14 protein-coding genes and 3 pseudogenes are annotated in these 14,530 nt (G+C 56.8%); 10 read left to right on the forward strand and 7 right to left on the reverse strand.

From position 1 onward, the window contains the following. Positions 1 to 1,784: 1,784 nt before the first annotated feature. Entirely contained in the window at positions 1,785 to 2,036 is a 252-nt protein-coding gene (locus ACVWZM_RS08600) for a hypothetical protein (protein ID WP_456852586.1), read from the forward strand. 232 nt (positions 2,037 to 2,268) lie between these two features. Here the strand turns inward: ACVWZM_RS08600 and ACVWZM_RS08605 are convergent, their stop codons facing one another. Next, on the reverse strand, positions 2,269 to 2,415 hold the full coding sequence (locus tag ACVWZM_RS08605; RefSeq protein WP_456827052.1) for a hypothetical protein: 147 nt from the start codon (positions 2,413 to 2,415) through the stop codon (positions 2,269 to 2,271). A 962-nt stretch (positions 2,416 to 3,377) separates the two neighbouring features. Between ACVWZM_RS08605 and ACVWZM_RS08610 the strand changes: the two genes are divergently transcribed. The 6 genes and pseudogenes from ACVWZM_RS08610 to ACVWZM_RS08635 all read left to right on the forward strand — a co-directional run bounded on the left by ACVWZM_RS08610 (position 3,378) and on the right by ACVWZM_RS08635 (position 6,171). Further along, positions 3,378 to 4,199: a type IV toxin-antitoxin system AbiEi family antitoxin domain-containing protein gene (locus tag ACVWZM_RS08610; protein ID WP_456852588.1), complete on the forward strand. Its 822-nt coding sequence runs from the start codon at positions 3,378 to 3,380 to the stop codon at positions 4,197 to 4,199. Positions 4,200 to 4,221: 22 nt separating this feature from the next. Then, positions 4,222 to 4,542, forward strand: coding sequence for a nucleotidyl transferase AbiEii/AbiGii toxin family protein (locus tag ACVWZM_RS08615; protein WP_456852590.1), 321 nt, complete (start codon positions 4,222 to 4,224; stop codon positions 4,540 to 4,542). After that, entirely contained in the window at positions 4,439 to 5,074 is a 636-nt protein-coding gene (locus ACVWZM_RS08620; protein ID WP_456856652.1) for a nucleotidyl transferase AbiEii/AbiGii toxin family protein, read from the forward strand. Before ACVWZM_RS08615 ends, ACVWZM_RS08620 begins: the two co-directional genes overlap by 104 nt. A 63-nt stretch (positions 5,075 to 5,137) precedes the next feature. After that, positions 5,138 to 5,560: a hypothetical protein gene (locus ACVWZM_RS08625; protein WP_456852592.1), complete on the forward strand. Its 423-nt coding sequence runs from the start codon at positions 5,138 to 5,140 to the stop codon at positions 5,558 to 5,560. Between the two features lie 113 nt (positions 5,561 to 5,673). Then, positions 5,674 to 5,882 (forward strand): annotated as a pseudogene (locus ACVWZM_RS08630) (nSTAND3 domain-containing NTPase); the annotation flags it as partial. A 52-nt stretch (positions 5,883 to 5,934) separates the two neighbouring features. After that, entirely contained in the window at positions 5,935 to 6,171 is a 237-nt protein-coding gene (locus ACVWZM_RS08635; RefSeq protein WP_456828420.1) for an nSTAND3 domain-containing NTPase, read from the forward strand. Positions 6,172 to 6,510: 339 nt separating this feature from the next. Here the strand turns inward: ACVWZM_RS08635 and ACVWZM_RS08640 are convergent, their stop codons facing one another. The 4 genes from ACVWZM_RS08640 to ACVWZM_RS08655 all read right to left on the reverse strand — a co-directional run bounded on the left by ACVWZM_RS08640 (position 6,511) and on the right by ACVWZM_RS08655 (position 10,807). Next, on the reverse strand, positions 6,511 to 7,182 hold the full coding sequence (locus ACVWZM_RS08640; protein ID WP_456827050.1) for a response regulator transcription factor: 672 nt from the start codon (positions 7,180 to 7,182) through the stop codon (positions 6,511 to 6,513). Next, on the reverse strand, positions 7,179 to 9,860 hold the full coding sequence (locus tag ACVWZM_RS08645; protein ID WP_456852594.1) for a PAS domain S-box protein: 2,682 nt from the start codon (positions 9,858 to 9,860) through the stop codon (positions 7,179 to 7,181). Before ACVWZM_RS08645 ends, ACVWZM_RS08640 begins: the two co-directional genes overlap by 4 nt. Before the next feature lie 89 nt (positions 9,861 to 9,949). Further along, positions 9,950 to 10,396 (reverse strand): hypothetical protein, encoded by a 447-nt coding sequence (locus ACVWZM_RS08650; protein ID WP_456852596.1) that lies wholly within the window; start codon positions 10,394 to 10,396, stop codon positions 9,950 to 9,952. A gap of 30 nt (positions 10,397 to 10,426) precedes the next feature. After that, positions 10,427 to 10,807 carry an antibiotic biosynthesis monooxygenase family protein gene (locus ACVWZM_RS08655; protein ID WP_456852598.1) on the reverse strand — a complete coding sequence of 127 codons (381 nt, stop codon included), beginning with the start codon at positions 10,805 to 10,807 and terminating at the stop codon, positions 10,427 to 10,429. 86 nt (positions 10,808 to 10,893) lie between these two features. Here ACVWZM_RS08655 and ACVWZM_RS08660 point away from each other — a divergent pair, with 86 nt between their 5' ends. Both ACVWZM_RS08660 and ACVWZM_RS08665 read left to right on the forward strand, forming a co-directional pair. Then, positions 10,894 to 11,367, forward strand: a complete 474-nt coding sequence (locus tag ACVWZM_RS08660; protein WP_253624398.1) for a MarR family winged helix-turn-helix transcriptional regulator — start codon at positions 10,894 to 10,896, stop codon at positions 11,365 to 11,367. Between the two features lie 253 nt (positions 11,368 to 11,620). Continuing rightward, positions 11,621 to 12,117, forward strand: a pseudogene (locus ACVWZM_RS08665) (transposase); the annotation flags it as partial. Here ACVWZM_RS08665 and ACVWZM_RS08670 read toward each other — a convergent pair. Next, positions 12,021 to 13,355: an IS5 family transposase gene (locus ACVWZM_RS08670; protein WP_456852600.1), complete on the reverse strand. Its 1,335-nt coding sequence runs from the start codon at positions 13,353 to 13,355 to the stop codon at positions 12,021 to 12,023. The pseudogene ACVWZM_RS08665 and the gene ACVWZM_RS08670 sit on opposite strands and share 97 nt — an antisense overlap. A gap of 171 nt (positions 13,356 to 13,526) precedes the next feature. On the opposite strand from ACVWZM_RS08670, the pseudogene ACVWZM_RS08675 reads away from it, so the two are divergent. Next, positions 13,527 to 13,647, forward strand: a pseudogene (locus ACVWZM_RS08675) (IS630 family transposase); the annotation flags it as partial. Positions 13,648 to 13,678: 31 nt separating this feature from the next. Here the strand turns inward: ACVWZM_RS08675 and ACVWZM_RS08680 are convergent. Then, positions 13,679 to 14,326, reverse strand: a complete 648-nt coding sequence (locus ACVWZM_RS08680; RefSeq protein WP_253624399.1) for a 4'-phosphopantetheinyl transferase family protein — start codon at positions 14,324 to 14,326, stop codon at positions 13,679 to 13,681. Between the last annotated feature and the right edge of the window lie 204 nt (positions 14,327 to 14,530).

The following is a 14,530-nucleotide window of genomic DNA, read 5'->3' on the forward strand; positions in this document are numbered from 1 at the left end:
CTCGTTTGGTCGTTACGGGACGAGCGATTGTTCAGGTTGAATGGATACGCGCAGTTGCCGTCTGCTGACTACATCCGACCAGTCCGGCGTGTTGTTCACGCGCCGGCCGTGCCCAGAAACCCGCAATTCTCAACTTGTAAGCGCCGCCGGAAGGTCATTGCTCGGCTGGATTTCGACGAACAGACCATGTCCGACGGGTCCGAATACAAGGCTGTGCCAGGACGCGACTGGCATTGCCTGGATCGAACTTGATCACGCGCAGGATACTTCGGCAGCGCGGGCCAATGAATCTCCGTTCCCATCGGCGCAAGGTTTCATAGCTCAACGCCCAGGGCGATCGTCTGGCATCGGCTTCGCGGCACAGAGCGCCTCGCCGTAGGTCTGCGAGCAGGATAGCTAGGGTGCCCGCCCCACAGCTACCGGGCCGGAAGGCAACCCCTGCTGACCATCCGAGGGCGTCACGCGGCTCACCTTCAGAATGTCGATGATCCAAAGTCACTTCGGCGCGCTCGGCTCGACGTCATGCCGAGGGAGGCCGATGACGTAAGCGTGACGGAATAGATCGATGCCAATTTCGAGCCGCCCGATCGCGAGCAGCTACGCTGCGGCTTCGTCAGCTTTTCGAAAGCTTGCTCTGGTAGGATGTCTGCTCAGGTGATCTTGGACGTGAGGCTACGTGGATCCGCACAATTGTGACCCATCCAACGTAACAGTTTGGTCGCAGGTGCAGCATGCCACCTCGGAAGAACAGCAAGAGGGTCGGCGAGGCACCAGGCGTTTGAGCCGTCCTTGGCGACGGCGCTCCCAGCCAGCAGCGGTACATGCCCTCATCAGTCTGAAAAAGACCGGCGCCGAATTGATGACGCGACGTATAATGCGGCGGCTCGGACCCGTTAAAAGGCGCACATTAAGCCTGCATACTACCGAACTTGGCCGATTGCGGGCATGTTCTCCGCTTTCGACGTCGAGCGTTTGATCTGCGCAATCAGCAATCCTATCGCTCACGTCAACGAATTCTAATAGCCGAAGGATGAAGGCGCCGCTGAGCAATCTTCGCGATTGCTGCGAGCCCGACGCTCGCCGTGCGATTCCACCCAGGCCCCTCAGAAAACGACGAGAGTTTCATTGAAATGATGACGCGTGCCAATCGGCGCAGCGAGGCCGCCCTTGACCCGTATCGCCCTGCTCTTCGTAGATTCTCCGAGGCGCTTCTTTTAGAGGGCCAGACGATATCTGGACTGGACCATGACGCGCGGGTTAAGTCCGCTCGGAGGCTGTTCCCGTACGACAAGACTCTCATCTCCGCGCTGAATTTGTTTCGTGCTGCGGAGCTCCGCGAAAAATTTGGGTCGTGATGCGGAGCCCGCCTCCGGTCCAGGCGCCTCGAGCGGGCAGCTGAGCGTTGCAGCTTGGCGGAGTAGTCCTGCGTAGCAGAATTGGCGCCTGCTATTCACCGACAAGATCTGTCCGGTCCCGTCCTGATAAATTATCATCGTCGGGGAACATCACTGACATTACCGCTGTATTGTATGGTTTTGTGAACAACGACGACTTTGGCTCTCGAGATAAGAAACCAAGCGGATCACGGTGGATCATTCAACTGCCGCACGGCCTGTCATCACAATGCCGAGCTGACGATCGGAAAAGTGACGTCGATTTTCCGCTCTCGATCTCATTCAACGTGCATAGCGCAGGGGCCGCGGAGCCTGAAGCAATCCCTATCATTGCGCTTGACATACTGACCCCGCTCCTAACGACCTCGTCTTGAGGCCAAGATAGCGGGCATGTCGCCGCAATCTCACTACGCGAACGCCCTCTACGAAGCCGTCGGATTATTTTGCTGCTCGGGCAGCCGTTGGACCAAATGTGCGAGCCAGGCGAACGTCCGCCATAAACTTTCGTATCGTCAGGTGCTCCCCTTGAGGTGCCCCAATCTTTACCAAGGTTCGATTGAGCCGCTGATCACGATCCTCTTAGCTGCATGTGCGGCTGGCTACAGCGACAACTCATTCGTCTTCGCCGGCTTCGTCAACTGATAGCTGATCAGGAGGTCGCGAATTCTATTTTTCGTCGGAGTGGCAGCCTTTGCCGAAATGTGGATAGAGATACTGATGGAACCATTCGAGCTTGCGTGGTGCGAGTTCGAATACCAACAGGCTCTCAGATTCCTTGAAAAGATGGAGAACAGGGCGGACGACGTCTAGTCCCAGAGCGCGGAGATTCAGCCGTTCTGATTCGTCATGCGGAAGGGCCTGTGGGCCAAACACTCTATGACAGCGCACGGCCACGCACGCCAGCAATGTCCTTCAGCGCGCCAGCGAACCGGCCACGCACGAACCCGTGCCGCTCGATGAGATGGCGGGCAACGGTAGTCTTGCCGGACCCAATAAAGCCCTTGAGGCCGATGATGATCATGAAAGGAAGCTCCCGATTGGAACCATACGGTCTCAATCGGTATTGTTTCCTTCGAGCGCGTTTCGGGATCCCTTCGCGCCGCCGGACGACTCCCGGATCAAAACATCAATTTCACCCGACAAGAATCGCCAATCTGATGTTTTTGCGGACCGCCCGGGTGCCTTGACTCCGCAGCCACTCCGAGAACAGAAAGTGCCTTTCGAAATTTTGCATCTAGCCAGATCGGGCGGTCGCGCGTCACCCGCATGGGGAAGGGCCCTGGCAGGACCCAAGTGTTGCAACTGTGCGAAATGTTCGACGCTGGCGACAGGTGCGAAGGGCTAGATCATGGAGGCGAGGCTGATCTCGGGCGACGTCGGTCCGAGGTTGGCCGGTGCGACCGCTAGGACACATGACCATGTCAGTTTCTCGAAAGGTTGCCCGAGTAGCAAACTTGGTCAGGTGATCTTGGACGTGAGGCTAACATGGACCGGCAGGACTTTGATCCATCTAATGTACCAGCTGGACCGCTAACGCAGCACGCCGTTTCGGAAGGGTCGCAGACGGGCCAAGCCGGACAAGAGGTCTTTGAGCAGCACTTGCCCCAGGCAAGCCAGGCTGCTGCCAGCACGGGGGATTACTATCCCCATCTGTCTAGAGAAGACCAGAACGTTATCGATCATGCAATTGCTCAATATGCGGCTCAAAAAAGGCCACAGCCTACAACGCTTAGTAAGAATACTCAGACACTTCGTCGACTGGTGGATGAAATCCGCGCTCGCGGCCAAACCACCCCTCTAACGGACCACCAGTCCCTGCTCGATTACGTACGTACTTACTTTCCAAAAGACCGCCATATGACGTCGGCGGTGTGTTCAAGCGGGCTTAGCTGGACAATCTTATGTAGGAAAATCCCCATTTTTCGAGGATTTAGCTACATAGCATTATGTTGAAAAATGCCTGCATTTCGGGTATATTCGTACATGATGCTTGACCGGCGCCGAACCCTTTCCTCTTACCTGACGGACCTACTGGCCAGCGGGCGGATATCTTTTACCCGCGACGAGGCCATCGCCGAGTTGGGTACGACTTCTCGCGGATTTCTCGCCGCAGCAAAACGGCTACAAGACAAAAAGGCACTCATCAATCCGCGGCAGGGCTTTTACGTGGTCTTCCCGCCGCAATACCTGGCTCGTGGCGCGCCTCCGCCTCAGTGGTACATCGACGATCTAATGAAGCACGAGGGCCACCCTTACTACGTCGGATTGATGAAGGCCGCCGAGATACACGGAGCTTCCCACCAAGCTGTCATGCAATTTCAGACCGTAACAGACAAGCGGATACCGAAAACCCGCGCTGGCCGTTCGATCCTCACGTTTTTCTACCGCAAGGACATAAACCCTCTTACGGAAGCGATCACCGATCAAAAGACGGATACAGGCCGGTTCAAGCTGTCCTCGCCCGAACTCACCGGTCTCGACTTGTTGCGTTACATGCATGTGGCCGGAACAATCGACAGTATCGCTACCGTGCTTTCCGATCTCGGTGCCAAGATGAAGGCAAGGGAGCTACAAAAACTCGCGCCCGCCTTTGAGCGCTCTGTCATCCAGCGGCTCGGCTACCTGCTCGATTTCGTCAAACATGGCCAGGCCGCCGAAGGGCTTCACGCCCACCTACAAAACGAAAAGCTGCTGCCCTGGGTCAACCTCGATCCATCCAAGCGTACTGGCAAATCCCGCAATCCGACCGAGCGCGACGCCCGCTGGAACGTTCTGGTTCACCGTCGTCCGGAGCTCGATCAATGATCCCGGCCATGAACATCGTTGCGTGGAGCCAAACGGCCCATGGCCGGAAGACCGTCAGATCGAGCAGGATCTCATTATATCCCGCGCGCTCGTCGAAATCTTCAAGGATAACTATCTGAAGAAAGAACTGCGGTTTCGTGGCGGCACCGCACTCAATAAACTACACTTTCCAAGCGCATATCGGTACTCGGAAGACATCGATCTTACGCGCACAACCGAGGGCCCCGGTCGGTCCAATCATCGACCATCTCCGAGCTGCGCTGGAGCCGTGGATGGGCCGCGGCCACTACGATCTCGGAGACATAGGACCGAAGCTTACTTTCACGATCAAAGCCGAGGATGAAAATGCCTCGCAGCCCATTCGAGTCAAAGTTGAAATCGCCACACGCGAACGAACCGCCTACGACGGAGAGAAGACCTTCCCATTCGAAGTTAAGAACCCCTGGTTCAACGGGAAAGCGGATATTACGTCGTTCAGCCGAGAAGAAATCCTAGCGACGAAACTCCGTGCACTTTTCCAACGCGATAAAGGCCGAGATCTCGTTGATCTTGCGAAGGCCGTTGCGCTGTTTGACGGGCTCGACGCTGCACGTGTCGTCGAGCTGTTTGGCAAACATCTGAGTGCGTCCGGCCAAACCATTTATCGAGCCGAGGCCGAGGAGCGCATGTGGGCTAAGCTGGAAGATCCCTCATTCTTGGCCGACGTGCGCCCGCTGATGGCTCCCGATGACGCGGAAGAATTTGACTCCGACGCGGAGCGGACCGCGTTCGTGACCGTCTTCACTGAATTCGTAAAGCGCCTACCGAGCCAAGCTTGGTTGGATACGCCTGCCATGGCGAAAAAGAACGAAATGCCTGAATTGGCTAAAGCCTAGCGCCATGACTCGCCCGAACGCTCCGATCGCATTGCGACGCCAACCACCTACGAACTGCATTCGTTGGGTTGGAAGGCATTTCAGCAATTACGCGTGTCTGTAGCCTCAGAGATCTGGGGGCAGACCGTTCAGGGCTTTTTCGACTCGCATGACGGAGGCCGCGACGGCGCGTTCTACGGCACCTGGACTTCCAACAAGGGGGAGACGTTCACAGGCAACTTCACGGTTCAACGCAAGTTTTCGCAGAAGCCGCACCGGCACCTGAGACTGACTTTCCTGAAGGATGAACTCGCCAAAGCTGCTCGTCTCGCGTCACGGGGGCTTGCGGACAACTACTTTCTCTTCACGAATATGCGACTCACTGCCACGACCGATGAAACCGTTCGTGCCGTGTTTGAAGCCATTCCAGGGCTGAACACTGCCGCATCTACGGCGCAGACCAAATTTCCCAATTCATCCGGGAGTCTGCACGCCTCCGGATGCTGATCCCTCATATTTATGGTCTTGGAGATCTCAGTCAAATCCTCGGCCACCGCGCCTATGACCAGGCGCAGGAAATTCTCAGCGCGCTCGGTGATGACGACATGAACAAGTTTGTCATGACCGATGCATTCCGTGCCGCAGCTCGTGCCATTGTCGAACGTAGCTTCGTTCTTTTTCTCGGCGAACCGGCATGTGGAAAATCTGCGATCGCAGCGGCGCTCGCTCTCGCGCTCTGGACGAATGGAACTGCTTTACAGCGAAGTTACGCGACCCGTCCGAATTTGTGGCTGCGTCGAACCCACATGAAAGGCAGTTTTTCTGGGTGGATGACGCCTTTGGAGCCACCCAGCTTGATTGGCAAATGACGTCAGAATGGAATGCCAACCTTTCCCCATATTCGGGCAGCAATTCGACGCGGGGCCAAATTTGTCTTCACATCCCGGGATTACATTTACAAAAACGCCAGAACTTTTCTGAAGGAATCCGCTCTACCGGTAATCCAGGATTCACAGGTCGTCATTCGCGTGGAGCAGCTGTCAAAAGACGAGCGGGAGCAAATCCTCTACAATCATATTCGCCTCGGTGCTCAGTCCGTACCTTCAAGCGTCAGTTAAAACCGCATCTCGACACGGTCGCTGCTCACCAGCGTTTCAGCCCGAGATCGCACGGCGTCTTGGAAATCCGCCTTCACGAACAGCTTTTGATTTCTTCAAGCGCACTGAATGATTTGGTCGGGCGCCCCGTACAATTGCTGCATTGTCGCCTGTGCGCCGTAGCCACGCGATTTCAAAAAATTCTCTGTCGCCGCACGGACCGAGGCGTCGTTGTCAACAACGGAAATCACAGGCGCGGACAAGACGAGCCGTCCTGAAGGGGGAATAGGGGCTGCAAGCATTAGCCGCCTTCGGCGAAAGATGGGCTGGACTGATGAAATTGTAAAATCATACTTGTGTTTATTCAGGACGATTGGCGCGAATTCCCAACGTCTCAGTCATTCTGATCAAGTCGGCCAGCGACCGTGCACGCATCTTCTTCATTACGTGTCCCCGGTAGATCTTGACCGTGATCTCGGCGAGCCCAAGCTCGGCGGCTACCTGCTTGTTCATCAGGCCGGCAGCGACCAGTTTCATCACCGCCTGCTCGCGCAGGCTTAAGCTCTCAAATCGACACTGCAGGTTCGCGACGATGTGCTGAGCCTCCCGTCTTTTGCGATCGCGTTCGGTCGCCGCAACCACGGCATCAAGCAGTTCCTGATCGCGAAACGGTTTGCTGAGAAAATCGACCGCTCCTTCCTTCATGGCCCTGACGGTCATGGGGATGTCGCCATGGCCGGTAATGAAAATGATCGGAATACGTATGTTCAACCTCGCTAGCTCGGTCTGGTAGTCAAGGCCGCTCAAGCCTGGCAGCCGGACATCAAGAACTAGACAGCTAATAACGTCCGGGATTGTGCTCTGCAGCATTTCGTGCGCCGATCCGAATGCAATAACGCCTAGCCCTACCGATTGAAAAAGATTCGTAAGCGAGCGACGCATGGAGATGTCATCCTCGACGACGAAGACAACCGCCCTTGTCGAGGACTCGGCGTTGCTGACTTCACTTGGCGAGTCAAATCGTCCTGTCACGAGACGGCCTCCTTATGCAGCGGTAGGGCAACCTGGAAGGTCGCGCCCGGTCCACTTTTGTGGACCATTGACAGCCGTCCTCCGTGAGCTTCCACAATCGACCGGCAGATCGAAAGACCCATTCCAAGGCCACTCGACTTGGTGGTGAAGAAAGGATCCAAGACGCGGTCCGCGTCGTTCTCGGCGATGCCGACGCCGCAATCGGTCACGGCAAGTTGGATGTGCCCCACATCGTCCTTTGATGATTGAATCAGCAGTTCGCACGTCCGGTCGGTAACTACCTCCATGGCTTCGATTCCGTTCATCACCAGATTGATGATCACCTGTTGTAGCTGAATCCGATCGCCAAGGATCGGAGGCAGCCCTGCCGTCAACTCGGTTCTTAACGTCACTCGGTGGCTCACCAGCTCTCGTGTTACCAGCGCAATGACCTCCTTAACGACCTCATTGATGTCGAGCAGCACCATCTCAATGTCGCCTTTCTTCGCGAGCGCGCGAATACGACGGATCACCTCGCTTGCCCGGGTTGCGTCTTCGAGGATCCACTCCACCGAAGAGCGCGCAGCGGAAAGATTAGGAGCTTCCCGCCCCATCCAACCGAGGCACGCATCGGCGTTGCTGATAATAGCGGCGAGTGGTTGGCTTATTTCATGGGCGATGGAAGTTGTCAGCTCTCCTAAGGTCGTTATACGCGTTACATGCGCAAGCTCCGCTTGTGCCTTTCGTAGTTCTTGTTCGGCTTGATCGGCGCGAATGGTCGCGGTGATGTCAGTGCTGACGCCACGGTAGCCGAGAAAGTTCCCCTTTCCATCGAAAAAGGGCTTGCCACTCGTGCGGACGTAGATCGGAGAACCTGTCCGATTCACGGTGCGGTAGACGAGATCCCGAAACGGAAGATGGGCCTCCAACGTCGCCCGATGCTGCCGCCACTTCTCGGGCTCCTCCTCGAGGTCGCACGCAATGTCCCAGCGAAGCAGGCCGATCAATCCCGTCGCCAAAATTCCCGCAGCGTTGGTGTGCTCGGATAAGCGAGTGACCTGATGATCCGGCCCAGTCTCCCAGAGCCAATCGGAAGCTGTTTCGGTGTAGTCGCGAAAGCGCTGTTCGCTTTCGCGCAGCGCGGCAAGTGTGTTTTCCAGGCGCTCCCTAGCTGCGTGTTGCTCGGTGACATCCATATGTGTTCCGATCAGCTCGCTGACGTTACCATCGCTGCCGACCACCACCTGCGCAACGGAGTGTATGCGTCGTATCCTGCCATCTGGTAGAAGGATACGAAAATCATATTCGAACCGCCCCTCCTTCTGTTCAATCGCCTGGCGCTGCACCTCCTCCAGCCGCGGCAAGTCGTCCGGATGGATGCGCGATCGAATGGCCTCGATTGATACCGGCTCTTGTGGGCGAAAGCCGAACAGACGATCGATCTCGGCGGAGCGATACACGAAATCTAGACCGTAGACGTCCCAGGACCAGCTGCCCGTGTGACTGAGATGCTGGGCTTCGGCCAGATAGGCCTCGCTGCGGCGCAGCTGTCGTTCTGCTCGCCTGACCGCCGTAATATCCGTAGCTGCCCCAACAAACTCGATCTCACCAGAGGCCGTTCTCGTCGCTCGTACCTGCGCATGGATGTGCTTTACCGAGCCGTCTGGTAGCAGAAGCCGGTATTCGTGCTCGAAATCGCTCGGGTCTCGCATCGCGCGCTCGATAATTTCTTGAACCGAAGCCCTATCATCTGGATGAGTGCGCTCAACGACGAGCTGCGGCCCCGGCGGCGTCTGGGGATCTAATTGGAAAATCCGAAATGTCTCCTTTGACCAGAAGGCCTCGCCCGTGGTGGGGTTCCAGCTGAAGCTGCCTGTGTGACTCAACTCCTGCGCCTGGGCCAAATGTGCTTCGCTCCGCTGCAGGGCAAGTTCGGTCCGCCTTCGCTCCGTGATATCTTCGCAGGCGATAAGGACAATGGGCTGCTCATCCGCCCAGAGCATGGCTTTGGCGCTTTCACGTACCCACAAGACCGAGCCGTCCTTCCTGACCTTCTGGACGTTCCAAGTGCGCGTTTTTCCGAGATCCTCCAGGCACGTCCGAACGCATTCCCGAACGGACGCGCGATCCTCCTCGAGAAATACCTCCAGCACGGATTGACCGATCAGTTCAGCACGAGCATAGCCGAGTTGTGTCGCGCCGAATGTATTGACGTTGAGAACAGTGCCGGCTTCATCGACCATGAAGTACATGGCCGGATTGTGCTCGAAAATGGCGCGCCACTGCTTTTCGCGATCCTGCAAATCGGCCGCACTCCGCTGAAGCTTGGCCGCAATCACACGCGCAGCCTCTCTTTCCTGGCGGAGCTTACCGATCAGGTGCGCTCCCACAATCGAGGCAATAAAGAATGCAACAATCACCGGCAGGTCTTGGGGGTCATCGATTCGTAGGCTGAATGCCGGCGGCGCAAAGTAGTAAGCGAGAGCGGCGATGGTTACGATGCAAAGCGCAGACGACGCGATGAAGCTGCCCATCAGCAAAAACAGCAAGATCACTAACAAATACGCGAACGCCGTCGTGGCGAAATGCGCGTGAAGGTACAAGCAGGCCAGTGTTACCACGGTCAGCGTTATGCTGCCGAAGATAAACTGAAGGCCCGAACGTTCTGCTGCTGATTTGGCTGCGCATTCTGATGCCATCCGGCCTGTTCTCCGGCGGGAGATAGGGCGCGTACTCATAAAGCCACGACAATACCGGGCGCCACGTCAGTTGTCCGCGCAGTTCCGGTTCAAGCGGGTTTGTGGCGCAACCATCCCTTCATTTTGAGACCGTCCCGCATGTTGAGAGCAAGAAGTGTAATGTTTGTTCCGCCGGCGACGAGCTCGATCGCCTGCACAGCATAGAACGTGGCATCGAATTCTGCCCCCTGAGCCTTGGACGCAAGGAAGAGCGCAGACGGAATAAGAATCAGGATGCCGTTTCCTGCAATGAATGGCATGCGCTTGAATTTGGCACCGATCAGTCCGGCCCGGCGCGCCTTTGCCAAGATGACACCCGTACCACCGGTCGCAGCGAGCGCCGGAATCAGCAACAAGAAGCCCCACGGTATGGTGCTCTTAACCGCTGCAACTGTGGCATGGGACGCGAACAGCTCGCTGAGTACCGTCGATAGCCAAAATGTGCCGATCGTTGCTATAGCCAAGGCGCCAGCGACAGGATGGATCAACTTGATCATGAGTATCTTCCCTTCCTAAAAGCAGCAGGGCTAGGCAACGCAGATGCCGGGCACGGCAACTTTCTGGAACAGATGAGGGGAGGCTATCGCCGAGGCCGGATAGCTTGCGATTTTTGCTAGAAAGTCAGGATGGGTAAAGGCCGCGCGGAAGTGTGCGGTGGATTCCCAGACCGCGTAGTTCAGATAGGTCGAGCTGTCTCCGAGAGCTCTGTGCAGCTGAGTGGAAATGAAGCCCGGCTGTCGCTTCATGAACGCTGCGTCGTCCTGCCAGGACTTGAGAAAAGCCGCCTCATCGGCTTTGTCGAGAGTGAATGGGTTCACCAGGACGACAGAACTTGCGTCAATAGCGATCTGGCGGTCGATCGGAAAGGAAGGGTCGAGCGTGCGTAGCAGCGACATGAGTGCCTCCATGGCTATTTAATCTATGATGCCTAATTGGTATTATGACTACATAAACAAATTGACGTCATGATGTCAATATAAAACGATGGTGACAAATGAAAAGAGCCAAGCGAACCCCCGAGGGTGACGCCCTGACCGACCTTGTTCTCGATCTGTTCAGGCTCGACAGCCTACTTCTGACGGCCGGCGACCGTCTGGTCGCCCCGCTTGGCCTAACAAGCGCACGCTGGCAGGTGCTTGGCGCCATTGTGTCCGCCGAACGTCCCCAACCGGTCGCTTGGCTCGCTCGCGACCTCGGCGGCAATCGTCAAAACGTGCAGCGGATTATCAATGATCTGCACAGGGAGGGCCTCGTATCTTTTGAGGTCAACCCGCATCACCGACGGGCGCAGCTCGTCGTACTCACTGAGAATGGACAGCGCGCCTTCGAAGCCGCAATGGAATTGCAGGCTCCCTGGATCAACGATCTTTCAGAAGGGCTGTCGGTCAAGGATATACGGATTGTCCATCGCGTGATCACGGCCTTGCGGGATAAACTTGAGGGCAGCCGTGAGGACAAGTCGGCCTGACATGCACGAGGACAGCGGCTGCAGTGCTGTCATGACGTTGAGCCGGAAACAATCAGGCGCGCCTCGCCGAACCAGAAAGAACAAAGACAAGCTGCCGCCGGATCGGTCATGCGGAAGAAAGCGCAATGGTACTGTGCCCAGATACGAAAGCGAAGTTCCGCGACTGCTTTGTATGCCGTAGGGCCATCACGCCCTTGATGCGGAGGACTTGTCTCTGAGTGGTTGGCCGGAATCGAGCGCGTGCAGCGACGCCGAACGTCGTACGCACAGCTACGTGCGGCATGGTACGACCACGTTGTTTGCTGCACGCGATGTTTATCATTGGCAAATGCTACAAGCTCCACCGAGCGGTCGAGTTCTTGAAGTTTCTCAAAGAGATCGGTGTTCAAATCCCTGAAGGGCTCGATGTCCATATCGTCATGGACAACTACGCCACCCACAAGACACCTAAGATTAAAGCGTGGCTCGCTCGCCGGCCGCACTATCATGTCCACTTCACGCCGACTTCTGCGTCCTGGATCAACCAGGTTGAGTTTGCCGAACTTACCAGAAAGCAGATCCAGCGAGGCGTTCATACCTCCGTCCAGGCAGCTCGAGGCCGGCATCCGCATCTTCATCGAGTCGTTCGTGAAGAACTGGCGGCAGCGCCCGGCTCAAGCGGTGTTTCGAGCCGGGACGGTCTCGAAGAAGGCTCGGACGATGACACGCAAGAGCTCTGCGAGCCATCGCAGCAGCAGGCCGAAGTTATAGCCGGCAGCGGCGAGAACAGCGTTGATGCGGTCGCCGAGGCGTCCCTTGAGATAATTTCTGTCCATGCGGTGCTCGGCCTTGACGTGGCCGATGACAGGCTCGACAGCCGCGCGACGCTTCATCTCGCGACGGATGGAAGCTGTGACCCGGCGAACCTGACCCGAGATCCAGACCCTGAACCGATGCGGGTGGTTGTGACCGCGATATCCTTTGTCGACGTGGATACGGCGAGCCTCCACCCCGGTAAGCTTCTCCATGTCGGCGATTACGGGACCGAGCGTGTGCCCATCGAAGGGATTGCCATGCAGGGCCTTGGCATGGAGCACGAACTGGCCGCCCTTCGGAGACGTCACGGGGGTGGCGATGCTGACCTTGCAGCCGAACTCGTAGGGCGCGCGGGCTTTACCTTTGCCGATGCACTCAACCTCCGGAGCATGTAACGCATAGACCTTCGGACCGCGCTGATGCTGATCCTGGCTGCGCACCTGCTGCGCTAAACCGAGCAATGAGCCGAAGCGAGCTTCCAGCACCGTATCGCCATCAATCTTGCGGCGGATGTCGCGGATGATCCGGCCAAGCCGTGTCCGCAGGAACTTGAGCTGCCGCCGGGCGCGTTTGAACTGGTGGGCGTGGGTATAGCGGCCGGTCATGATGGCGGCGCGCTTGGCCAAGCGCAGATAGCTCTGGCGCAGCGGCACACGGTTGCGCTTGGCGAGCCCGACCAGCTTGATGATTGCTCGATGCAGCAGCCTCGCGTCGGTCGGATGTGCAACCGCCTTGGGCTGCACTGTGGTATCGACGACCACCCGTTCCAAGTCCTTGGGACCGATAGCGCCGGTCTTGTGCGCCACTGAAAGACTTTCCTGGATCAACGCGACGAGCTGTTCCTCGCCGAGCCGCTGCCGCCAGCGTGTCATCGACGATCGATCGAACGGCAGACGGTGGCAGAAGCTCAATTCGCCGCAGAAGTATTGGTAATAGGGGTTCTCGATCCAGCGAGCGCACAGCACCTCATCTGATAGGTTGTGCATGTGCTTCAAAATGAACAGGCCGGCGACTAGCCGCGTCGGCAAGCCCGGCTGTCCCGACCCTGCTTGGCACACCGAACTGAAGCGCTCATTCAGGATGTTCCAGTCGATCAGCGCTGCCAACCGCACCAGCGGATGACCCATGTCGATGATCTGATCAAGCGCCGGAAGCAACAGGTCTTTCTGGCGATCATCCCGCGGCTTGCTCATCGCATCCCCCAATGTCGACGACGCCGTCAGGGAATCACGAATCGTCCAAAAGCAAAACCTAAAACGCAAGAAAGCGAGGTCCAACACCCCGCTTTCCTGCAAAATCGAATACTACATCAAGACGAATTCTACTTATTTCTCAGGTCAATCCGCATTCTTCACGGACGACTCATCGAACTCCACAACAAAAACCCGAAGCCATTTCAAATGGACCAAGTCCGCCGACCAGATTTTGGCATCCGTCAAACGCTTCTGTCACAAAGCCCAACAGACTTTATGTGGCGAACTTTAGATTCACGTGACTAGCTGGGGTATCGATTGCTTTAGTGGGGTGACTGCTGATCTTGGAGAGGCTCTTCGACCTCATACGTCCGCGAATAAGCCACCCCGATTACATTTTTAGAAATAAGTAACTCGAGCGAAAACGTGCGATTTGCCTTGGACACGTGTCCTGATCGCGCAAAGATATCAATTTCCACGTCCTGGAACTCCAGAAACTGGCGATCCATTGGAAAGCACGCCTTATACACCGCCTCTTTCAAAACAAAGAGATCGCGCCGCTCGAGGGTGTGTAGATCGTACATTCGCCGTTCATTAGGAGTGGCAATCAATTCGATCAGATTTTCCGGCAGAGGTTCATTAGGCTCAATGTCGACGCCGAGAGCTGCAATCCTTTTCGTTCCTGCAATAGCGGCGGCTGCGACTGTATCGTGGTGGGCCAAAGATCCGACCACGCCGGCTGGCCAGAGCGGAACACCAGAGCGTGTCTTCGGAATCGCCATTGGTGGGAATCCCAATTGCCCAAGAAGTGTTCGGGCAGCTACTCTTGCGGCACCGCTTTCGCGACGGACTTTGGCAACGGCGCGTCCCATCGACATAACTTCGGAAGCGTACAGAGTGGATCCGTCGCAGCGTTCTATCGGACGGATACCGACCATGATGTTCCGTTGATCAATTGTGACAATCTCCATTACTTGGTCCCGCTAGCTTTTCGAACATTTGAGGGTCGACCAGAGCGGCGGCGGTCGCCCACATACGGACCGCTTCTGATCTGCGCCTGAATTTGATCGGGGGGCAGTTAGAGTCTCGGTGGTTTTGCAGCGAGATCGAAGTCTGGACCACCGAGCCGCTTGCCGACCTGTGGGGTATTTTGGGGCTTGAGACTGACCTTCGAA

This window comes from Bradyrhizobium sp. USDA 4501 (assembly GCF_054062115.1).